The 21,201-nt window shown below is 64.0% G+C and carries 19 protein-coding genes; 7 read left to right on the forward strand and 12 right to left on the reverse strand.

Annotated elements, in window-relative coordinates:
- Positions 1–11 precede the first annotated feature (11 nt).
- On the forward strand, positions 12–842 hold the full coding sequence (locus tag IAE36_RS05785) for an isocitrate lyase/PEP mutase family protein (protein ID WP_201211012.1): 831 nt from the start codon (positions 12–14) through the stop codon (positions 840–842).
- Positions 842–1,531: an extensin-like domain-containing protein gene (locus IAE36_RS05790; RefSeq protein WP_201211014.1), complete on the forward strand. Its 690-nt coding sequence runs from the start codon at positions 842–844 to the stop codon at positions 1,529–1,531. The genes IAE36_RS05785 and IAE36_RS05790 overlap by 1 nt, the downstream gene beginning before the upstream one ends.
- Before the next feature lie 2 nt (positions 1,532–1,533).
- Here IAE36_RS05790 and IAE36_RS05795 read toward each other — a convergent pair whose 3' ends face one another.
- Entirely contained in the window at positions 1,534–2,154 is a 621-nt protein-coding gene (locus IAE36_RS05795) for an energy transducer TonB (protein WP_201211016.1), read from the reverse strand.
- Between the two features lie 104 nt (positions 2,155–2,258).
- On the opposite strand from IAE36_RS05795, the gene IAE36_RS05800 reads away from it, so the two are divergent.
- Positions 2,259–3,035 carry a class I SAM-dependent methyltransferase gene (locus tag IAE36_RS05800; RefSeq protein ID WP_201211018.1) on the forward strand — a complete coding sequence of 259 codons (777 nt, stop codon included), beginning with the start codon at positions 2,259–2,261 and terminating at the stop codon, positions 3,033–3,035.
- Positions 3,036–3,056: 21 nt separating this feature from the next.
- Here the strand turns inward: IAE36_RS05800 and IAE36_RS05805 are convergent, their stop codons facing one another.
- Positions 3,057–3,704, reverse strand: a complete 648-nt coding sequence (locus IAE36_RS05805) for a TetR/AcrR family transcriptional regulator C-terminal domain-containing protein (RefSeq protein ID WP_201161830.1) — start codon at positions 3,702–3,704, stop codon at positions 3,057–3,059.
- 159 nt (positions 3,705–3,863) lie between these two features.
- Here IAE36_RS05805 and IAE36_RS05810 point away from each other — a divergent pair, with 159 nt between their 5' ends.
- Both IAE36_RS05810 and IAE36_RS05815 read left to right on the forward strand, forming a co-directional pair.
- Positions 3,864–4,961: an efflux RND transporter periplasmic adaptor subunit gene (locus tag IAE36_RS05810; RefSeq protein ID WP_201211021.1), complete on the forward strand. Its 1,098-nt coding sequence runs from the start codon at positions 3,864–3,866 to the stop codon at positions 4,959–4,961.
- A gap of 6 nt (positions 4,962–4,967) precedes the next feature.
- Complete coding sequence (locus IAE36_RS05815; RefSeq protein ID WP_201211024.1) at positions 4,968–8,036, forward strand: efflux RND transporter permease subunit; 3,069 nt, start codon at positions 4,968–4,970, stop codon at positions 8,034–8,036.
- A gap of 73 nt (positions 8,037–8,109) precedes the next feature.
- On the opposite strand, the gene IAE36_RS05820 is transcribed toward IAE36_RS05815, so the two are convergent.
- Together IAE36_RS05820 and plsB are read right to left on the reverse strand one after the other, a co-directional pair.
- On the reverse strand, positions 8,110–8,796 hold the full coding sequence (locus tag IAE36_RS05820; RefSeq protein WP_201211026.1) for a DUF4197 domain-containing protein: 687 nt from the start codon (positions 8,794–8,796) through the stop codon (positions 8,110–8,112).
- Between the two features lie 31 nt (positions 8,797–8,827).
- The gene (plsB, locus tag IAE36_RS05825; protein WP_201211037.1) at positions 8,828–11,314 is read right to left on the reverse strand and encodes a glycerol-3-phosphate 1-O-acyltransferase PlsB; all 2,487 of its coding nucleotides are present in this window, start codon (positions 11,312–11,314) and stop codon (positions 8,828–8,830) included.
- 231 nt (positions 11,315–11,545) lie between these two features.
- Here plsB and IAE36_RS05830 point away from each other — a divergent pair, with 231 nt between their 5' ends.
- Positions 11,546–11,755, forward strand: a complete 210-nt coding sequence (locus tag IAE36_RS05830) for a cold-shock protein (protein ID WP_028634906.1) — start codon at positions 11,546–11,548, stop codon at positions 11,753–11,755.
- Between the two features lie 81 nt (positions 11,756–11,836).
- Here the strand turns inward: IAE36_RS05830 and IAE36_RS05835 are convergent, their stop codons facing one another.
- From IAE36_RS05835 to IAE36_RS05850, 4 genes are all read right to left on the reverse strand, one after another.
- Positions 11,837–12,211, reverse strand: a complete 375-nt coding sequence (locus IAE36_RS05835; protein ID WP_028634907.1) for a hypothetical protein — start codon at positions 12,209–12,211, stop codon at positions 11,837–11,839.
- Between the two features lie 17 nt (positions 12,212–12,228).
- On the reverse strand, positions 12,229–13,041 hold the full coding sequence (locus IAE36_RS05840; RefSeq protein ID WP_201211040.1) for a putative RNA methyltransferase: 813 nt from the start codon (positions 13,039–13,041) through the stop codon (positions 12,229–12,231).
- A complete protein-coding gene (dapE, locus tag IAE36_RS05845) occupies positions 13,041–14,192 on the reverse strand; it encodes a succinyl-diaminopimelate desuccinylase (protein ID WP_201211053.1) in 1,152 nt (383 codons plus the stop codon). The genes IAE36_RS05840 and dapE overlap by 1 nt, the downstream gene beginning before the upstream one ends.
- A 141-nt stretch (positions 14,193–14,333) precedes the next feature.
- Positions 14,334–16,925 (reverse strand): glycosyltransferase, encoded by a 2,592-nt coding sequence (locus IAE36_RS05850; protein ID WP_201161824.1) that lies wholly within the window; start codon positions 16,923–16,925, stop codon positions 14,334–14,336.
- Positions 16,926–17,044: 119 nt separating this feature from the next.
- On the opposite strand from IAE36_RS05850, the gene tcdA reads away from it, so the two are divergent.
- Complete coding sequence (gene tcdA, locus IAE36_RS05855; RefSeq protein ID WP_201211056.1) at positions 17,045–17,851, forward strand: tRNA cyclic N6-threonylcarbamoyladenosine(37) synthase TcdA; 807 nt, start codon at positions 17,045–17,047, stop codon at positions 17,849–17,851.
- Positions 17,852–17,858: 7 nt separating this feature from the next.
- Here the strand turns inward: tcdA and IAE36_RS05860 are convergent, their stop codons facing one another.
- The 4 genes from IAE36_RS05860 to IAE36_RS05875 form a co-directional block, all read right to left on the reverse strand.
- The gene (locus IAE36_RS05860; RefSeq protein ID WP_201211059.1) at positions 17,859–18,269 is read right to left on the reverse strand and encodes a SufE family protein; all 411 of its coding nucleotides are present in this window, start codon (positions 18,267–18,269) and stop codon (positions 17,859–17,861) included.
- Complete coding sequence (locus IAE36_RS05865; protein WP_201211062.1) at positions 18,266–19,471, reverse strand: cysteine desulfurase; 1,206 nt, start codon at positions 19,469–19,471, stop codon at positions 18,266–18,268. Before IAE36_RS05865 ends, IAE36_RS05860 begins: the two co-directional genes overlap by 4 nt.
- An 81-nt stretch (positions 19,472–19,552) precedes the next feature.
- Positions 19,553–20,587 (reverse strand): 2,3,4,5-tetrahydropyridine-2,6-dicarboxylate N-succinyltransferase, encoded by a 1,035-nt coding sequence (dapD, locus tag IAE36_RS05870; protein WP_028634914.1) that lies wholly within the window; start codon positions 20,585–20,587, stop codon positions 19,553–19,555.
- Between the two features lie 29 nt (positions 20,588–20,616).
- Positions 20,617–20,964 carry an ArsC family reductase gene (locus IAE36_RS05875; protein ID WP_060481766.1) on the reverse strand — a complete coding sequence of 116 codons (348 nt, stop codon included), beginning with the start codon at positions 20,962–20,964 and terminating at the stop codon, positions 20,617–20,619.
- Positions 20,965–21,201: the final 237 nt, after the last annotated feature.

Here is a 21,201-nt window from a genome sequence, read left to right on the forward strand (position 1 = left end):
GGAGTGTAACCATGGATGTACAAACCCTGCGAGCCGAAGCCTTCAAGGCTCTGCATGAGCGCGATGGCGCCTTCGTCATCCCCAACCCCTGGGACGCAGGTTCGGCCAGGTTGTTGGCCAGCCTGGGTTTCGAGGCGCTGGCCACCACCAGTGCAGGCCTGGCCTTCAGCCTTGGGCGGCCCGACGCAGAGGGGGCGCTGGGCCTGGATGAGGTGCTGGATAACGCCGGCGAGATCGTTGATGCCACCCCGTTGCCGGTGGCTGCCGACCTGGAGAACGGCTTCGGTGACCTGCACGAAGCCTGTGCCCTGGCCATCCAGCGTGCCGCCGAGGCCGGCTTGGTGGGGGGTTCCATCGAGGATGCCAGTGGCCAGCAGGCGTCGCCCATCTACGACATGGGGCTGGCAGTCGAACGGGTGCGCGCTGCGGTGCAGGCGGCCCGCGGGTTGCCGTTCCCGTTTACCCTGTGTGCTCGTGCTGAGAACCTGCTGCACGGGCGCCAAGACCTGGATGACACCATCCAGCGCCTGCAAGCCTATGCCGAGGCGGGGGCCGATGTGCTCTATGCCCCGGGCCTGCGTACCGCCGAGGAAATACGCGCGGTAGTGCAGGCCTTGGCGCCGCGGCCTGTCAACGTGCTGATGGGCATGAGCGGCGTGTCGCTGAGCGTCAACCAGTTGCAGGACCTGGGGGTACGCCGCATCAGCGTAGGCTCGTCCATGGCCCGGGCGGCCTTCGGCGCCTTGCACCGCGCAGCGGTGGAGATTCGTGAGCAGGGCATGTTCAGCTACGGCGAACACGCGTTGCCGTTCGAACAGCTCAACGACCTGTTCCGCCGCTGATGCGCCTGTTGCTGGGGTTGCTGGCCGGTGGGCTATTGCTGGCAGCCCTGGCCTGGCAACTGGGCTGGCGCCTGCCGGCCCAGTGGAACCCTTTGGCACCGCTGGATGTGCGCCAGCCGCCCAATTTGCTGACCGCCTACAAACTGTCGCGCCTGCGCGATGACCCGGTACTGTGCCGCCAGGCGCTGGAAACCAGCCAGTTGCGCTACCGTGCGCAGGCCGACAGCCCCGCGCCGGCCAACTGCCCCTTGCGCAACGTTTGGCGTATCGAGGGTGGGGAAGCGCGGCTGAGCAGCAGCTTTCTGGCCACATGCCCTTTGGCAGTGGCTTATGCGCTGTTCGAGCGCCATGGCTTGCAGCCGGTCGCGCAGCGGGTACTGGGCCAACCCGTGGCGCAGGTCGATCACTTGGGCAGTTTTGCCTGCCGCAACGTTTACCACCGCAAGGAAGGCAGGCTGAGCCAGCATGCCACGGCCAACGCCTTCGATATCAGCGGCTTTCGCCTACAGGATGGCCAGCGCATCGTGCTGGCCCGTGACTGGCAGGCGGGCGGGCAGAAGGCAGCGTTCTTGCGCGAGGTGCAACAGGCTGCCTGTGAGCAGTTCAGTACGGTACTGGGCCCGGAGTACAACGCGGCGCACCGTAATCATTTCCATGTAGACATGGGCCGCTGGCAGATCTGCCGCTAGCCTCAGGCGTGGGCGCGAACGTTGTTGAGCACCACCGGGCGCGCCCAGTGGATATCGAACGCCAGGTCGCTCTGCTGAATCGCCAGGGTGGATTCGTCGTAGGGCTCGGGCGCCGGGTCCAGTAGATGCGTTTCGAATTCGGCGATGGGCAGGAACAGCGGGCGCGGTGCAGGCCCCGGGCGGGGCTCGGCAACAGGGTGGCCCTGGCTCATGACCACCGGGCGCAACCAGCTGTTGTCCATGTCCAGCTGGCGCTGCTGCTCGATCAGGTCGATAGCGCTGTAGGGCTCGGGTGCAGGTGGCAACAGCTTGGCTTCCAGTTCGGCCTTGGGCAGGAACAACGGCTCTGGCGGTGCCACTACAGTGTCTAACACCGGGCAGGCGCGCTGGGCATCGATCAGGGCCAGGGCACGGGCACCCCCCACAGGTTCTCCACTGTCCTTGTCGTGCTGTTCCAGCGCCTGGCTGAAGCCATCAACCGGCAGCGCTTGCTGTTCGGCCATGGCCCGGGCAAAGAAATCCTGCCACAGGTGGCTGACGCCCCCGAGTGCCTGGGTGTTGTGCTGACTGTAGTTGCCGACGGGCGACAAATAGGTCAAGCCGATGGGAAGAGTTTCTGACATGGCAGCCGCGCGCGTTGTGCTCTGGCAGAATAGCGGGATATTGCCTGTATCGGCCGTGGTGGCCGGTTCATTAAGGGTAGCGTTGGTTTTTTCAGGTGTAGACGATGCAAGAGCAAGGTGTGGTGATAAGGGTCGAGGCAATGGCTGGCGAGTACGCCGAGCAGGCCCAGGTGTGGGCCGAGCGCCTGGGCCTGCCGCTGCAGCAGGATGAGGCCGAATTTGCGGTGCAAGTCGGGGCCGATGGTTTGCAGATCCAGCAATTGGGCCCCCACGCGCCCGGACCGGTGCGGGTGGACTTTGTAGAGGGCCAGGCCGCCCATCGGCGCCAGTTCGGCGGTGGCAACGGGCAGATGATTGCCAAGGCCGTAGGCATTGCCCAGGGCATACGGCCGCAGGTACTGGACGCCACTGCTGGCCTGGGCAAGGATGCGTTCGTGCTGGCCAGCCTGGGCTGCCGGATGACCCTGATCGAGCGCCAGCCACTGATCGCCGCGTTACTGGAAGATGGCCTGGCGCGGGCGCAGCGGGATGAAGAGGTGGGGCCGATTGTAGCGCGCATGCGCCTGCTGACGGGCAACGCCATCGAGCGCATGCGCGGCTGGGAAGGCGAGCCGCCACAGGTGATCTACCTCGACCCCATGTTCCCGCACCGCGACAAGAGCGCGCTGGTGAAGAAGGAAATGCGCGTGTTCCGCCCATTGGTTGGTGACGACCTGGACGCCCCGGCCCTGCTTGAAGCCGCCTTGGCGCTGGCCAGCCACCGGGTGGTGGTGAAGAGGCCGCGCAAGGCGCCCATCATTGAGGGGCCAAAACCAAGCCACAGCCTTGAGGGCAAGTCCAGCCGGTATGATATTTATCCAAGAAAGGCCTTGAAGGCCTGACCATGACAGGGGGGGCTCGCGTCAGCTTTCAGGCCGATACGCCCGCAGGAACAAGCCCACCACCCCGCGTACATGTGCCTCGGCCTCATCAGTATCCAAGGGGCCTGAGCAGCCCAGCAGTAATCGGTAATCCGGCGCACCTTTGATCAGGCAAAAGAAGTGTTCTGCTGCATGCATGGGGTTGTCGATGTGCAGCAACCCGCGTTCGTGTATGCGCCGCAGCAGCGCTTCCATCTCCGCCAATACCCGTTTGGGCCCGGCCTCATAGAAATACTGGCCAAAGCTCGGGTCCAGGCTGCCTTGGGCCACGATCAGGCGGCTGAGTTTGACCGCTTCGTCACTGCTGATCAGCGCCTGGAAGCCGCGGCCGATCGTCAGTAGCACATCGTCTACACGTGCGCCCTCGGGGTAGTCAAACAACTGGTCGGGCAGTTGTACCTGGCAGGTAGCCATAACGGCGGACGTGAACAAGGTCTGCTTGTCGGTGAAATGGCTATAGACGGTAAGCTTCGAAACGCCTGCTGCCGCAGCCACCGCATCCATGCTGGTGCTGGCGTAACCAAGGCTGAGGAACAGCGCCTTGGCCGCCTCGAGGATCGCCTCGCGCTTGGCCAGGTCCTTGGGGCGACCTGGGCCGGTGGGTGCGTCATTGGACATGGTGGTCTGCATCTGCTGAAAAGTTGCCTATCTTAATACGTCTGAGGGGCCGACAGCCCACTCATCCCGTTCGTTCAAAAAGCCTCCCTGCCTCTTCCCGGTGAACATCCGCTGATTTAATATACTCGCCAGTACAAATATTCGATCCTGCACGCCGCGAAAGGATTCCAGATGCTGCGCCATGCCATCCCCCTCGCCATGCCCGTTGCCTTGCTGCTGCTTGCCGCGTGCAGCCAGGAGCCCGCCCCGCCACCCGCTGTGCGCCCAGCACTGGTCACCCAGCCGCAGCCGGCTGAAGCGGCAGCCGACAGCTACCCTGGCGAAGTCCGGGCCCGGCTGGAGCCTGCGCTGGCCTTTCGCATCGGCGGCAAGGTCAACCGCCGGCTGGTGGAGGAGGGGCAGCGGGTCAAGGCCGACCAGCCGCTGGCCGAGCTCGACCCCCAAGACGTACGCCTGCAACTGGAAGCCAACCGTGCCCAATTAGCCGGGGCCGAAGCCAACCTGGCGCTGGTGCGCACCGAGCGTGACCGTTACCAGAAATTGCTGGACCGGCAGATGATCAGCCATTCCCAATACGACAATGCGGAAAACCTCTACCGCGCCGGCCTTGCCCGCCTCAAGCAGGCCAAGGCCGAGGTCGATGTGGCCGGCAACCAGGCGGACTACGCCGTGCTGCGCGCCCCCCAGGCGGGGGTTGTGGCCAGGCGTCAAGTGGAAGTTGGCCAGGTGGTCGCTGCAGGCCAGACCGTCTTCACCCTGGCCGCTGACGGTGAGCGTGAAGTGGCCATCGCCCTGCCTGAACAGCAGTTCGCCCGGCTGAAGGTGGGCCAGCCGGTCAGCGTGGAGCTGTGGTCGAACCCCGGCCAGCGCTTTGCTGGGCGCATCCGGGAGCTGTCGCCTTCGGCCGATGCCCGCTCGCGCACCTTCGCCGCGCGCATCGCGTTCACCTCCGCTGCCGTGCCCGCCGAGCTGGGCCAGAGCGCGAGGGTGTTCATCGCGCACCCGGGGCAAGTGCCGTTGTCGGTGCCACTGTCGGCCGTTACCGCAGAAAACGGCCAGGCCTACGTCTGGCGGGTGAACAGCGAAAGCCGGCTGGAGCGCGCCGTGGTGCAGCTGGGGCCCTACGGGTCAGAAAGCGTGCCGGTACTGGCGGGGCTTGCGGCGGGTGACTGGGTGGTGGCAGCGGGTGGTCATGTACTGCGCGAGGGCCAGCAGGTCCGCCCGGTGGACCGTAATAACCGGGTTGTGAACCTGACGGTCAAGGAGTAAGTCCCCATGGGGTTCAACCTGTCTGCATGGGCGTTGCGCAATCGCCAGATCGTGCTGTTCCTGATGATTCTGCTGGCCGCGATCGGCGCGCTGTCCTACACCAAACTGGGGCAAAGTGAAGATCCGCCCTTTACCTTCAAGGCCATGGTCATCCGTACCCTGTGGCCGGGCGCGACCGCCGAAGAGGTCTCGCGGCAAGTCACCGAGCGCATCGAGAAGAAGCTGATGGAAACAGGCGAGTACGAGCGGATCGTCTCGTTCTCGCGCCCCGGTGAGTCACAGGTCACCTTCATGGCGCGGGACTCGCTGCATTCCAAGGACATCCCTGAGCTGTGGTACCAGATCCGCAAGAAGGTCGCGGACATTCGTCACACCCTGCCACCGGAAATCCAGGGGCCGTTTTTCAATGACGAGTTCGGTACCACCTTCGGCAATATCTACGCACTGACCGGTGAAGGGTTCGATTATGCGGTGCTCAAGGACTATGCCGACCGCATCCAGATTCAGCTGCAGCGGGTGAAGGATGTGGGCAAGGTCGAGCTGCTCGGCCTGCAGGACGAAAAGGTCTGGATCGAACTGTCCAACCTCAAGCTGGCCACGTTGGGTATACCCCTGCAGGCCGTGCAACAGGCTCTGCAGGAGCAAAACGCAGTCAGCACCGCAGGCTTCTTCGAAACGCCCAGCGAACGCTTGCAGTTGCGCGTGAGTGGGCGTTTCGACAGCGTCGAGCAAATCCGCCAGTTCCCTCTGCGCGTGGGTGACCGCACCCTGCGCATTGGCGATGTGGCCGAGGTGCACCGGGGCTTTAACGCCCCCCCCGCGCCGCGTATGCGCTTCATGGGTGAGGATGCCATTGGCCTGGCCGTGTCGATGAAGGACGGCGGTGACATCCTGGTGCTGGGCAAGGCCCTGGAAAGCGAGTTCGAGCGGCTGGCGCGCAGCCTGCCGGCGGGCATGGAGCTGCGCAAGGTTTCCGATCAGCCTGCGGCGGTGAAAGCCGGTGTCGGAGAATTCGTCCAGGTGCTGATCGAGGCATTGGTCATCGTGCTGCTGGTCAGTTTCTTCTCCCTGGGCCTGCGTACCGGGCTAGTGGTGGCCCTGGCCATCCCGCTGGTGCTGGCCATGACGTTCGCTGCCATGTACTACTTCGGCATCGGCCTGCACAAGATATCCCTGGGCGCGCTGGTACTGGCGTTGGGGCTGCTGGTGGACGACGCGATCATTGCCGTGGAAATGATGGCGATCAAGATGGAGCAGGGCTACGACCGCCTCAAGGCCGCCAGCTATGCCTGGACCAGCACCGCGTTCCCGATGCTCACCGGCACACTGATCACGGCGGCGGGTTTTCTGCCCATTGCGACGGCCGCCTCCAGCACTGGCGAGTACACCCGTTCGATCTTCCAGGTGGTCACCATCGCCCTGCTGGCTTCGTGGGTAGCCGCCGTGGTGTTCGTACCGTATCTGGGGGAGCGCCTGCTGCCGGACCTGGCCAGGCAGCGTGAAGCGCGCCATGGCGAGGATGGTTTTGCGCCCGACCCCTACGCCACACCCTTCTATCGGCGGGTGAGGCGGGTGGTGGAGTGGTGCGTGCGCCGGCGCAAGACAGTTATCCTGCTAACCCTTGCCGCCTTCGCCGGAAGCATCCTGCTGTTCCGTTTCGTGCCGCAGCAGTTCTTCCCCGCGTCGGGGCGCCCAGAACTGATGGTCGACCTGAAGCTGGCCGAGGGGGCGTCCCTGGCCAACACCGCCGAGAAGGTGAGGCAGCTCGAAGCGCTGCTGCGCCAGCAGCAGGGCATCGACAATTACGTGGCTTACGTGGGCACCGGCTCGCCGCGCTTCTATCTGCCGCTGGATCAGCAGCTGCCGGCGCCGAGCTTTGCCCAGTTCGTGGTGCTGGCCGAATCCATGGAGGCCCGCGAGCGCCTGCGCAACTGGCTGATCGACACCGTGGACCAGCAGTTCCCGGACGTGCGCGCCCGGGTCACGCGCCTGGAAAACGGCCCGCCTGTGGGCTACCCGGTACAGTTTCGGGTCACCGGGGAGCATATCGAGACCGCGCGCGAGCTGGCACGGCAGGTGGCCGAGAAGGTGCGCGAAAACCCCCATGTGGTCAATGTGCACCTTGATTGGGAAGAGCCCAGCAAGGCGGTGTTCCTGGAAATTGACCAGGACCGCGCGCGGGCACTGGGCGTGAGCACTGCGCAGCTGTCCAGCTTCCTGCGAAGCTCGCTGACCGGTACCACGGTCAGCCAGTACCGCGAGGACAACGAACTGATCGAGATCCTGTTGCGCGGCACCGCGCAGGAGCGTGGCGAACTGGGCAACCTGGCCAGCCTGGCCTTGCCCTCTGAAAATGGCCACAGCGTGGCGCTGTCACAGGTGGCGACCCTGGCCTATGGCTTCGAGGAAGGCATCATCTGGCACCGCAACCGCTTGCCGACGGTCACCGTGCGTGCCGATATCTACGACAAGCAACAACCCGCGACCCTGGTGAAGCAGATTGAGCCGACGTTGCAGGGCATCCGGGCCAGCTTGCCCGAGGGTTACCTGCTGGAGGTGGGCGGCACGGTCGAGGATGCTGAGCGTGGGCAAAAGTCGGTGAACGCGGGTATGCCGTTGTTCATCGTGGTGGTGCTGAGCCTGTTGATGATTCAGCTGCGCAGTTTCTCGCGCACGGTCATGGTGTTTCTCACCGCGCCGCTTGGGTTGATCGGGGTAACCCTGTTCCTGCTGGTGTTCCGCCAGCCGTTCGGCTTCGTCGCCATGCTCGGCACCATTGCCCTGGCGGGGATGATCATGCGCAATTCGGTGATTCTGGTGGACCAGATAGAGCAGGACATCGCCGCCGGCCTTGGCCGTTGGCAAGCAATCATCGAGGCCACGGTGCGACGTTTCCGCCCCATTGTGCTCACTGCGCTGGCGGCCGTGTTGGCGATGATTCCGTTGTCGCGCAGCGTGTTCTACGGGCCGATGGCGGTGGCGATCATGGGGGGGCTGATTGTGGCTACTGCCTTGACCTTGCTGTTTCTGCCAGCGCTGTATGCGGCGTGGTTCAGGGTCAGGAAAAGCGACTAGGCAACATCGCTACAGTTCGTGATGACGAAGCGCAGCGGCGAAGGGGCTGCAAGGCAGCCCCGACACTTCGGAATCACAGTGCGCCAAACACCTTCTTGGCCAGGCTGGTGGCCGCCTGTGCAGGGTTCTGGCGGATGCTCTGCTCTTGTTTGCCGATCATCTCGAACAGGCCGTCCAGTGCCTTTTCCGTCACGTAACTTTCGATATTGGGGTCGTTTTTTACCAGGCCCAGGCCTTTGGCCTGCGCAGCGAAGGCGTTGTACTGCTGGACCACACCCACCTGGTCGGTGGCTTGCTTGACGATGGGCAGGAACTTGGCACGGATCTGCTCGCGGCTACTTTTGTTCAAGTACTGAGTGGCAGCGTCTTCACCACCGCTGAGGATGCCTTTGGCGTCGGTCACGGTCATGTTCTTCACCGCGTTGACCAGAATGGCCTGCGCCTGTGGCACGGCGGCCTCGGCGGCCTTGTTCATGCTGGTTTCCAGGGCCTCGACCTGCTCACCTTTGCCGAACATCTTCATGGCCTTGGCCGCTTTGCCCAGGTTGCCGGGCAGTTCGATGCGCACATCGGGGTTGTTGTTGAAACCGCCGGATGCGCTGAGCTGCTTGACGGCCAACTGTGCCCCTTGGGTGAGCGCATCTTTGAGGCCGCCGGTGGCGTCCTTCTGGCTCAGGTCGGACAAAGACAGCGCCAGGGCGCTGGCCGACAGCAGCAGGCCGGCGCACAGGGTGGTTAGACGCAGTGGGGTACGCAACATAGGGGGCTTTCCTTACACAGAGAATGAATGTTCATAGCGCCGAGGTGCTCAAGCCGTCATCGCGGTGCAGTGCCACCTGGCGGATCGAAAGGCGCAGTTCGGCCGATAGCACGCGCTTGGCCACCGCTTCGGCCACGTCGCCCAGCTTGTCGTGATAGCCCAGTTTGCCTTGCCCATCGGCGCGCAGCACGCCTTCCGTGATAAGGGTCTGGATGAAATGGCGGAACAGCGTCTTGTCGAAAAACTCCGGCGCGTTCAGGCCATGCAGAATCGACAGCCGCTGGGCCATCATCACGCACAGGTCTTCCAGGGCTTCGGCGCTCAAACTGTGCTGGCCGCTGTTGAGCAGCAGCGAAGTGGCCATGTAGAAGCGCTGCAGGGTCTGGGTGATGCTGCGCGCCAGCAGGGTCAGCAAGACGAACTGTCGCGAGCTGGGCGACGGGCGTATGTACACGTCATTGTCCTGGCGCAGCAGGCCTTGCTCCACCAGCGCCGCAAGCCACTGGTCAAGCGCCTCGTCCAGCTGTTCAGGCGACCAACGCAAGAACAGCTCGGCCTGCAGGTAGGGGTACAGCGCGTGCACATACTGGCCCAACAGCTCGCGGTTCATCCGTGAGTTGCTGAGGAAGAAGCTTGCCAGCAGGGCCGGCAGGGCAAAAATATGCAGCACGTTGTTGCGGTAATACGTCATCAGTACCGCGTTGCCTTCGTCCAGGTAAAGGATGCGGCCCAGTGCGTCCTTCTGCTCGGCCACCAGGTCCATGCCGCGCACGTGCTCGATCAAGGCCTGGCCATCGCCCTCGGGCAGCGTGGTATGGGGCGAGTAGGGCACCTGGCGCAGCAGTGCCAGGTACAGGTCGAGCACGCGAACCAGCGCCCGTTCGTCCAGCGCCAGGCGGCTGGTAGACAGCAGCGCCAGCGCCACCAGGTTGACCGGGTTGATGGCCGCCGCGCCGTTCAGGTGCCTGGCCACGGTTTCGCCCAGGCGGGTGGTGGTTTCGTTGAGCCAGGCCGGGCGGAATTGCGGCGCATGGTCCTGTTCGCGCCAGCCGGGCTGCTGCTCATCCAGAAAACCTGCAAGCTTGATAGGTTCGCCGAAGTTTACCGATACCTGGCCGAAGCGCTGACGGAGTGCGCCGAACACCTTGAAGATGTCGAATATCGACTCTTTTTTCTTGCTGGCGCCGCGCAGTTCGCCCAGATACGTGCGGCCCTCGAGCACGCGTTCATAGCCGATGTACACCGGGACGAACACGATCGGCGTACGGGATGACCGCAAAAAGCTGCGCAAGGTAATGGCCAGCATGCCGGTGCGGGGCTGCAGCATGCGCCCGGTGCGTGAGCGCCCGCCTTCGACGAAGTATTCCACCGGGAAGCCCTTGGTGTAGAGCGTATGCAGGTATTCGTTGAACACGGCGGTGTACAGCGGGTTGCCCTTGAACGTGCGGCGCATGAAGAACGCGCCGCCCCGGCGCAGCAGGTTGCCGACCACGGGCATGTTCAGGTTGATGCCGGCGGCGACGTGGGGCGGCGTCAGGCCGTTGCGGAACAACAGGTACGACAGCAGCAGGTAGTCGATGTGGCTGCGGTGGCAGGGCACGTAGATCACCTCATGACCCGGCGCGATGCCTTGCACCTGCTCGATATGGTTGACCTTGATGCCGTCATAGATCCTGTGCCAGAACCAGCTGAGTACCACCTCAAGGAAGCGTATGGCGGTGTAGGTGTAGTCCGAGGCAATTTCGTTGCCGTAACGCAAGGCCTGGGCTTCTGCCTTGGCCTGCGGGATGTTCTCGCGCTGGGCTTGCTCGGCGATGGCCTGGCGCACCAGGGGCGCATGGACCAAACCTTTGACCAGGTTGCGCCGGTGCGAGATATCCGGCCCGATGACGGCAGTGCGCAGGTTGCGAAAATGCACGCGCATCAGGCGCTGGGCCAGGCGTACGGTTCGCTCGTGGCCTTTGTTCTGCTCTACCAGTTCGCGTAGGTGGATGGGGGCCGAGAACTGCACCCGCGTCTTGCGCCCCAGAATCAGCACTGTCAGCAGCCGGCGCAGGCGCCCGGTCACGGCCCAGCTGTCGGCGAACAGCAGCTTCCACGGGCTCGACTCGCTGGCAGGTGTCTGACCCCAGAACACGCTGACGGGAATGATCTGCGCGTCCTCTTCGGCGTGTTGGCTGACTGCCGCGACCAGTCGCTCCAGCGTGGGGGGGGCACCGCTTTTGTCATGGCGCCCGAGCCAGTCGGGTTCGGGGGTGAGGTAAAAGAACGCGGCGGGTTCATGCAGCCCGCCGACGGCCACCGGCAGCACCGGGCGTGGCAGCCCGGCCTTGGTGCATTCATGGTCCAGCACCACCAGGTCGGTCAATGCCGGAGAGGGCAGGGCATAGAACACCGGGCGGCTGCGGTCGAGCTTGAGGCTCAGGGACGACTGGTTGATGGTTTCGGAGCGCACCCACAGGTACAACAGGCGACGCAGGCCGCCGAAAATCAGGCGGCGCAGGGGGGAACGGGTCATGGGGTGTGTGCCCTGGGTGAAGGGTTCGAGGGGTATTCAGCCATTTAGTCTGCCGTATACGCGCAAGTTCAGCAAAAACCGCCGAACGGCGCCATGGTCATCAAAATTTTTTGTTCTGGGTCATAAAATCGGCCTGCCACTTGCAGGATATTCGCCCAAGCGGCGTCGACCCAGGCATGCGTTCATGGGTCGGCAAGGTGACGTTCACAATAAAAATCCGGAGTAGTTCAGATGTCGTCTCGTGAGACTGGGAATGTAAAGTGGTTCAACGATGCCAAGGGTTACGGCTTCATTCAGCGCGAGGGGGGCGCGGATGTGTTTGTCCACTATCGGGCGATCCGCGGTGAGGGGCATCGTACCCTGGTCGAAGGGCAACGCGTGGAATACGCCTGCATCGAGGGCCAGAAAGGCTTGCAAGCCGAGGACGTGGTAGGCCTCTGAGCCACGCAATGCAGGGTTTTTGGCGCAAGCGGGCTTGCCGGTGTGACCGGCAGGCCAGGCTTCACGACAGGCGTGGTGCAGTCAGGTACGCCAGGTGATTTCTTCTTCACCGTCGGCACTGATGCGCACCCACCGGTCGGCATCTTCCTCGCCGTCTTCCTCTACCCAGCCGCCCGGTGCGCAACGTACTTCCACGCCCAGTGCAGCGAAAGCAGCGCGGGCGCAGGCCACATCATCGGCCCACGGCGTCTGGTCGCTTTCCAGGTAAAGGCTGTTCCATTTCCCCACAGCTTTGGGTAACCAGGTGACCGGAATGTTACCGGCCTGGCATTTGAAGGTCTGGCCTTTCTGCTGCCAGTCACTGCAAGGGGCTATTGCCTGGGTCAGCCACTGGGCAAGCTGCTTGTGGTCGACGTCCGCGTCCCTCAGGTAGATCTCGATATCAGGTTGGCGCATGAAGGCTCCGGGTGTGCTCAGTCTTGGCGCACGAAATAGTCGTACCGCATGGACACTGTAACGTCGAATGGCGCGGGGTGCTCGATCACCTGCGCGCGTTTGTCGGCACTGGCGCGCCAGCCGTGTGGGGTCATGGCCAACAGGTCGGCGCGGGCCTGGGGGGCAACCAGGCTCAGGCGGAACTCCAGGGTTTCGCCATAGGCATGGGCCATGCCAGGGGGCACCAGGCCAAGGTGCTTGTCGTCGGCATAGGGCCGCACTTCATCGTAAAGCGCCTGGCGCAGTTCCATCAGGTGGCCGCTGGTGGGGCCTACGCGCATCAGGCCACCACCGGGGCTGAGTACGCGCCTTGCTTCGGCCCAGTCCAGCGGGCTGAACACGCTGGCCACGAACTGGCAGCTTTGGTCTGCCAGCGGCACCCGGGCCATGCTGGCGACCATCCAGGTCACGGATGGGGCACGCCGGCACGCCCGCTTTACCGCTTCACGGGAGATATCCAGGGCATAGCCCTGGGCATCCGGCAGCGCCTGGGCAAGCTGGGCCGTGTAGTAGCCCTCGCCACAGCCGATATCCAGCCAGGCGCCGGGTTGCCGCTCGCTGGCCAGCTCCGCCAGGCGTTTGGCGACCGGCGCATAGTGGCCGGCGTCGAGGAAGTTGCGACGGGCCTCGACCATGGCCTGGTTGTCACCCGGGTCACGGCTGTTCTTGTGCTGCACCGGCAGCAGGTTCAGGTAGCCTTGGCGGGCGCGGTCGAAGCGATGCCCGGCAGGGCATACCACGCCATCGTCCAGCTGGCTGAGCGGCGCCTGGCAGAGTGGGCAGGTGAGCATCAGGCCAGCAACCTTACCAGGGTGTGGTAATAGATCTCGGTCAGCAGGTCGAGGTCGCTGGCCAGGATTCGCTCGTCCACCTGGTGAATGGTAGCGTTGACCGGGCCGAGCTCCACCACCTGGGTGCCCATGGTGGCAATGAAGCGGCCATCCGAGGTGCCGCCGCTGGTGGAGGGCACGGTGTCACGGCCGGTGACGCCCTTGATGCTGGCCGCCACGGCATCGAGCAGTTCGCCTGGCTCGGTGAGGAACGGCAGCCCCGACAGTGCCCACTCAACCGACCAGTCCAGCTGGTGCTTGTCGAGAATCGCCGCTACCCGCGCTTGCAGGCCTTCTACCGTGGATTCGGTGGAAAAACGGAAGTTGAACAGGGCGTAGAGTTCGCCCGGCACCACGTTGGTGGCACCGGTGCCGGAATTGAGGTTGGAGATCTGGAAGCTGGTGGGTGGGAAGAAGGCATTGCCTTCGTCCCAGTGCTCGGCGGCCAGCTCCGCCAGTGCCGGTGCGGCCAGGTGAATGGGGTTACGCGCCAGGTGTGGGTAGGCCACATGGCCTTGCTTGCCGCGCACGGTCAGCTTGGCACCGAGCGAGCCGCGCCGGCCGTTTTTCACCACGTCGCCCAGCAGGCGGGTGCTGGACGGCTCGCCGACGATGCACCAGTCCAGGCGCTCGTTACGCGCCTGCAGGCGCTCGACCACCGCCTTGGTGCCGTGGTGGGCCGGGCCTTCTTCGTCGCTGGTGATCAGGAACGCCACCTTGCCGCGGTGGTTCGGGTAGTCCTGCACGAAGCGTTCGCTGGCGATCACCATGCAGGCCAGGCTGCCCTTCATGTCGGCAGCACCGCGGCCGCAGAGCATGCCGTCAGCATCGATCAGTGCATCGAACGGTTCATGCTGCCATTGCTGCACCGGCCCGGTCGGCACCACGTCGGTATGGCCAGCGAAGCACAGCACCGGGCCTTCCTGGGTACCGTGGGTGGCCCAGAAATTGTCGACGTCTTCGATGCGCATGGGCTCAAGGTGGAAACCCACGGCGCCCAGGCGGTGCATCATCTGCGCCTGGCAATCGGCGTCAACGGGGGTGACCGAGGGGCGCCGGATCAGGTCGCAGGCCAGTTGAAGGGTAGGCGAGAGGTCGGCGTGGGCCGTCATGGGTAACTCCGGGGCAAGGCAAGGCGGGGAAATCTGAGGGGCGTTATCTTATATCAAATGGTGTCAGCCTTCACTGCCCGATCGCCTCGGCCCGTCGTGACGACGAACTGCGGCGATCGGGCTGCAAAACAGCCCCCAATCTCAACCTTCCTGCGCCTGCACGGCCTTTTCCTCAGGCTTGGGCAGCGACGAGAGGAACGCCATCACCAGCGCCGCCAGATACGGCAGCGACTGCACCAGCAACATCGCCACCCAGAAACGCATGTCCGAGCTTGGCAGCCCCTGCACCAGGTAGATGCCCAAGGCTGCGCCCCACAACAGCACCATGATGAACAGCTCCTCCCGTGCCTCGGAAATGGCCACCAGCAACCCATGGCTGTCGGCGTTCTTTGGCGTGCGGAAGAACGGCATGCTGCTGGTGAAGAAGCCATACAGCACGGCCTTGGCGATGGTGTGCGACAGCGCCAGCCCGGCCAGCGCAGCGGCAAAGGCGTCCTTGAGGTTAACCCCGACTGCGCGGCGATACAGGAAGATGATCTTGCCCACTTTGAAGAAGAACAGCGCCAGCGGCGGGATGGCGAAGATCATCAGCGGCGGGTCCACCCGGTGCGGCACGATGATCATGGCCGCCGACCACAGCAGCGCGCCGACGGTGAAGAAGATGTTCATGCCATCGGCGATCCAGGGCAGCCAGCCGGCCAAAAAGTGGTAGCGCTGGCCGCGTGTCAGTTCGCTGCCCTTGCCGCGCAGCAGGGCGCCCGCGTGGTGCTTGATGATCTGTATGGCCCCATAGGCCCAGCGGAAGCGCTGCTTTTTGAAGTCGATGAAGGTGTCGGGCATCAGGCCCTTGCCGTAGCTGTTATGGGCGTAGGCTGCCGAAAGGCCTTTTTCGAAGACCCGCAGGCCCAGTTCGGCGTCCTCGCAGATGCACCATTCGGCCCAGCCCAATTCGTCCAGCACACTGCGCCGGGTCATGGTCATGGTGCCATGCTGGATGATGGCGTCCCGGTCGTTGCGGGTGACCATGCCTATGTGGAAAAAGCCTTTGTACTCGCTGTAGCACAGCTTCTTGAACGCGCTCTCGTGCTGGTCGCGGTAGTCCTGGGGTGATTGCACCACGGCAATCTTCGGGTCGGCGAAGTGCGGCACCATGTGCTTGAGCCAGTTGCGGTCCACGCAGTAGTCCGAGTCGATCACGGCAATCACTTCGGCGTCCTTGGCCGTGTGCGGAATCAGGTAGTTCAGGGCGCCGCCCTTGAAACCGGCAAGCGGTGCCACGTGGAAGAACCTGAAACGTTCGCCGAGCTTTTCACAGTGGGCTTTTAGCGGCTCCCACACAGCCGGGTCCTTGGTGTTGTTGTCGATCACCAGCACTTCGTAGTCGGGATAGTCCAATGCGGCAAGGGCATCGAGGGTCTGTTTGACCATCTCTGGCGGTTCGTTGTAACACGGCACATGCACCGAGACCTTGGGCCGGTAGGGGCTGTCGCCCTGCACCGGCAGGAATTCGCGGCGGCGTTTGTGGATCCACACCGCCTCGGCCAGTTCGTGGGCTTCGGTAAGCAGCACGATGAACACGCCCAGCGCCCCGAGGGCCAGCAGCACGCCTACCGTCAAACTGAACCAGGTGCTGTATTGCTGGCTGTAGTCGTAGGCAATCCATACCAGCACCGACCCGCACAGGAAAGTGATGAAGGTGAGGAAGGTGCGCCCCCGCTGGCGCAAGGCAGAACCGTCGATGAACAGCACCATCAAGGCGATCAGTGCCAGCACCACCGAGGCTACCGCCAAGGCGCGCCACTGCGGGATCGCCACCACCGGGCCCTCGAAGTTGAATTTCTGCTGGCGCTCGGCATTGAACACGCCCCAGTAGGCGCCTACCGACCCTTCGTCACTGGCTTTCCACGGCTGGTCGTAGGCCTCGATGACGAAGTAGTTGAAGCCTCGACGGTTGAGGGTGTTGACCAGGGTGCGCAGGTAGATCGCCTGGTCGGCCTGGGTGGCGTCGGCGCCACCGCGCATGCGGCCATTGCTGGGCCAGCCGACCTCTGACAGCAGCAGGGGTTTGCGTGGGAACTGGTGCTTGAGCTCACGGGCCCGGTCCAGCACGAATTCCACCGAGTCCTTCATGGGCACGAATTCCCAGTACGGCAGGATGTGCGCAGCGATCAGGTCGACATGCTTGGCCAGCTGCGGGTTCTGCTTCCAGATGTGCCACTGTTCACTGGTGGTCACCGGCACTTTAACGGCAGCGCGCACTCGGTCCAGGTACTTGATCAGGTTTTCCGGGGTGACCTCTTCGCGGAACAACGCCTCGTTGCCGACCACCACACGCACGACGCTGCGCGAGGTATTGGCCAGCTCGATGGCGGTGGCGATTTCCCGCTCGTTGCGCTCCAGGTCAGGGCTGATCCAGATGCCCAGGGTGACCCGCAGGCCAAACTCCTCGGCCAGCTTCGGGATATCGGCCTGGGTGCCTTCCACCGTGTAGATACGAATGCTGTCGGTTAGCTTGCTCAACTGCTCCAGGTCCTGGCGCATTTCGTTGTCGTCGGGGTACTGGCCTTTCTGCGGGCTCTCCCCCAGGCGGAACGGCGAGTAGGAGAAGCCGGAGATCTGCTCAGGCCACGCAGGCGCCGAAACGGGGCGGTTGATCAGCGCCCAGAAGCCGGTGAACAACGCGGCGATGGCCAGGACCACAACCAGGTTCAGGCCGAATTTACGTGAAGACATTGTCGTCCATATGTGTCGAGGTGATAGGACATTAAAGCAGGGTTGATAGGATCTTTCCTAACGGTGCAGGCTGAGGGCAGGCTCGCTTATACTGCGCGCCGGTTTTTTGGGGGTTGAGCATGAGTACAGAGGATCCACGCTTCGCCGGTGTCGCCCGGTTGTATGGCGACCAGGGGTTGCAACGCCTGCAGCAGGCCCACGTGGCGGTGGTGGGGGTTGGCGGCGTAGGCTCGTGGGTGGCCGAGGCGCTGGCACGCAGTGGGGTGGGCGAGCTTACCCTGTTCGACCTGGACGATGTCTGCGTCAGCAACACCAACCGCCAGGCCCATGCCCTGGAAGGGCAGGTAGGGCGTGCCAAGGTGGACGTCATGGCCGAGCGCCTGCGCGCGATCAACCCGGCGTGCAAGGTACATGCGGTGGCCGATTTCGTCACCCGTGACACTATGGTGGAATACATCACCGAGCACCTGGATTGCGTGATCGACTGCATCGACAGCGTAATGGCCAAGGCGGCGCTGATCGCCTGGTGCCGCCGCCGCAAGATCGCCGTGGTCACCACCGGTGGCGCGGGCGGGCAGATCGACCCAACCCAGGTGCAGATGGCCGACCTCAACAAGACCTTCAACGACCCGCTGGCCTCGCGGGTGCGCTCAACCCTGCGCCGCGATTACAACTTCTCGCGCAATGTCAGCCGCAACTACGGTGTGCCTTGTGTGTTTTCCAGCGAACAACTGCGTTATCCCAAAGGGGATGGCAGTGTGTGCCTGCAGAAAAGCTTCGTGGGTGAGGGCGTGCGGCTGGACTGCGCCGGTGGCTTTGGTGCGGTGATGATGGTGACAGCCACCTTCGGCATGGTGGCGGCGAGCAAGGCGGTGGAAAAGCTGGTAGCCGGCGCCCGCCGCCCCTCCGAGCGCCCCGCCACGTAGGTGGCGATCAGCGGCCAGAGGCCAGTTCCGCCATCCGCTGCACCACCGCATGCAGCCCGTTGCTGCGCGAGGGCGACAGCTGGCGCTCCAGGCCCAGCTGGCTGAACCAGTCGCGCAGGTCGAGCCCCGCCAGGTCTGCAACCGCCAGGCCTTGCACCCGCACCAGAAGCAAGGCCAGCAGGCCTCGCAACAGGCGTGCATCACTGCTGGCCTTGAACCGCCAACGCCCATCCACCTGCTCTGCCACCAGCCACACCAGGCTTTCGCACCCATGCACCCGGTTGGCTTCGGTCTTGTCGGCGGCTGTCAAAGGCTCCAGCCGGTCGCCCCATTGCATCAGCAAGCGGGCCCGCTGCTCCCAGCCCTTGCCTTGGGCAAACGTATCCAGCGCCTGCTGCGCCTGCTCCGGCAAGCTCATCGAAGCAGCTCCAGTGCCTGATCCAGCGCGCTGAAGAACCGTTGCAGGTCGTCACCGTCGTTGTACATCCCCAAGGAAACACGGATGGCACCGTCCAGCCCAAGCCTGTTGAGCAGGGGCATCGCACAGTGGTGGCCGGCCCGTACGGCGATACCCTGCTCGGTCAGCAGGTGGGCGATGTCAGCATGGTGGACGCCCTCTACCACGAAGCTGGCCAGTGCCGTGTCGGGCGCACCCACCAACCGTATGCCATCGCGCTCGGCCAGGCCGCGCAGCAGATGCTGGTGCAAGGTGGCCTCGTGGGCCTTGATCGCCGAAGCGTCCAGGCTACCCAGGTAGCCGAGGGTTGCCCCAAGGCCGATCACCCCGGCGATAGGCGGCGTACCGGCCTCCAGCCCCAGCGGTGCAGGGCGGAAGCTGGCGCTTTGATAGTCGGCCAGTTGCACCATTTCACCGCCGAACTGCCAATGCTTCAGCAGGGGTAGCGCCTGGCTGCGCCCGTACAGCACCCCGACGCCATCGGGGCCGTAGAGCTTGTGGCTGGAGAACACGTAGAAGTCGCACCCCAACCGCTGCACATCGTGCTGGCCATGCACCACGCCCTGGGCACCGTCCACCACCGTTATCGCGCCCTGCGCACGGGCATGGGCCAACAGTGCTGGCAGCGGCTGCCAGGTGCCCAGCACGTTGGACAACTGGCTGACAGCCAGCACGCGGGTGCGCGGGCCGATCAGTTGCAGCGCCTGCTCCAGGTCGATATGACCACTCGCATTCACCGGCAGTACCACCAGGCGCAGGTTGCGGCGTTGGGCCAACTGCTGCCAGGGCAGCAGGTTGGCATGATGTTCAAGGGCACTGATGGCGATTTCTTCGCCCGCTTCAAGGCGATGCGCCAGGCCATATGCCAGCAGGTTGAGCGCTGATGTCGCACCGTGCGTGAACACAATCTGGCTGGCCTGCTCGGCATTGAGCCAGGCCGCCACCTTGTTGCGGCTGGTCTCGAACGCCTGGGTTGCCAAGGCACCGGGCAGGTGCTGGGCCCGGTGCACATTGGCCGCACCGTTGCCGTAATAGTGGGCCAGGGCATCGAGTAGCGCCTGGGGTTTTTGGGCGGTAGCGGCGCTGTCCAGGTAAGTCTGGTGCTGGCGTTGCAGAGCGGCGATGGCGGGGAAGTCGGCACGCCAGGGGGAGGGCTGGAGCATGTTCGCGGGGCCTGGAATGAAAATCGGGTCTGGCGCATGTGCACCAGACCCGATCTTAACACTTCAAACCTTGTCAGGTTTTCAGTTGTGCGCGTGCAGCGCCTCGTTCAGCTCGATGGCCGACTTGTGGGTCTTGCATTCCACTGCACCGTTGAGCGAGTTGCGACGGAACAGGAGGTCGGTCTGCCCGGCCAGGTCGCGGGCCTTGACCACCTTGACCAGCTCGTTGTTCTCGTCCAGCAGGTTCACCTTGGTACCTGCGGTGATGTAGAGGCCGGCTTCGACGGTGTTGCGGTCGCCGAGCGGAATGCCGATACCCGCGTTGGCGCCGATCAGGCAGCCTTCGCCTACCTTGATGACGATGTTGCCGCCACCCGACAGCGTGCCCATGGTCGAGCAACCGCCGCCCAGGTCTGAGCCCTTGCCAACGAACACGCCCGCCGAGACGCGGCCTTCGATCATGCCCGGGCCTTCGGTGCCCGCGTTAAAGTTGACGAAGCCTTCGTGCATGATGGTGGTGCCTTCACCGATGTAGGCGCCCAGGCGCACACGGGCGGTGTCGGCGATGCGCACGCCGGCAGGTACCACGTAGTCGGTCATTTTCGGGAACTTGTCTACCGAAAACACTTCCAGCAGCTCACCCTTCAGGCGCGCTTCCAGTTGCAGCTCGGCCAGCTCGGCCAGGTCGACTGCGCCCAGGTTGGTCCAGGCCACGTTCGGCAGCAGTGGGAAGATACCCGCCAGGCTCACGCCGTGGGGTTTGACCAGGCGGTGCGACAGCAGGTGCAGCTTGAGGTATGCCTCAGGCGTGGAGGCCAGGGCGGCGTCTTCGGCCAGCAGCGTGGCGACCAGCGGCTTGTGGCTCTCGGCCAGGCGGGTCAGCAGTGCCGCTTGGGCTGCGTCCACGCCCCGCACGGCTTCGGCCAGTTGTGCGGCTTGGGCATTGCTGAAGGCGATCGCCTGGTTGCCGCCTTCATAGCCCAGTACCGGGGCGATGGCTGCGACCAGTTCAGCGCTCGGGTTGAGCAGGGGTTGTGCGTAGAACACTTCCAGCCAGGCGCCCTGGCGGTTCTGGGAGCCGACACCGAAAGCCAGGCTGAACAGAGTATTGGACATGGAATTACCTCGTGCGAAATAGGGGGTGGTCAGGCCAGGGCCGCTGCGTACAGGTCGGGCTTGAAGCCGACCAACGTACGCGCGCCAAGGTCCAGCACCGGGCGTTTGATCATCGACGGCTGAGCCAGCATCAACTCGACGGCCTTGGCCTGGTCGAGGTCTGCCTTGCTGGCGTCATCCAGCTTGCGGAAGGTGGTGCCGGCACGGTTGAGGATGACTTCCCAGCCGTGTTCGCCACACCAGCGGTTCAGGCTGTCACGGTCGATACCTTGGGTCTTGTAGTCATGGAATTCGTAGACGATGCCCTGGTCGTCGAGCCAGGTTCGTGCTTTTTTCATGGTGTCGCAGGCTTTGATGCCGTAGAGCGTGTAGGTCATTGTGCACATTGGGGTCACAGGCTACCCCAACCTCTCCGTTTATCATGTTAACCACGGGATTATGCGGGAACGGTTCTACAAGTGCCACGGGTGGGAACGTGATGGGCTGGGCAGCGCTGGCCGCACCCGCTGTAATCCTGGGGAACGAATCGACCCTGCTGTCACCGAAGCATCATCATGTTACATATTCAATAGTCTTTTACGACCATGGTGCAGCGGTTTTGCCATTCAGGGCAC

It is taken from the genome of Pseudomonas sp. S36 (assembly GCF_016647875.1).
GTDB classification, from domain to species: domain Bacteria; phylum Pseudomonadota; class Gammaproteobacteria; order Pseudomonadales; family Pseudomonadaceae; genus Aquipseudomonas; species Aquipseudomonas parafulva.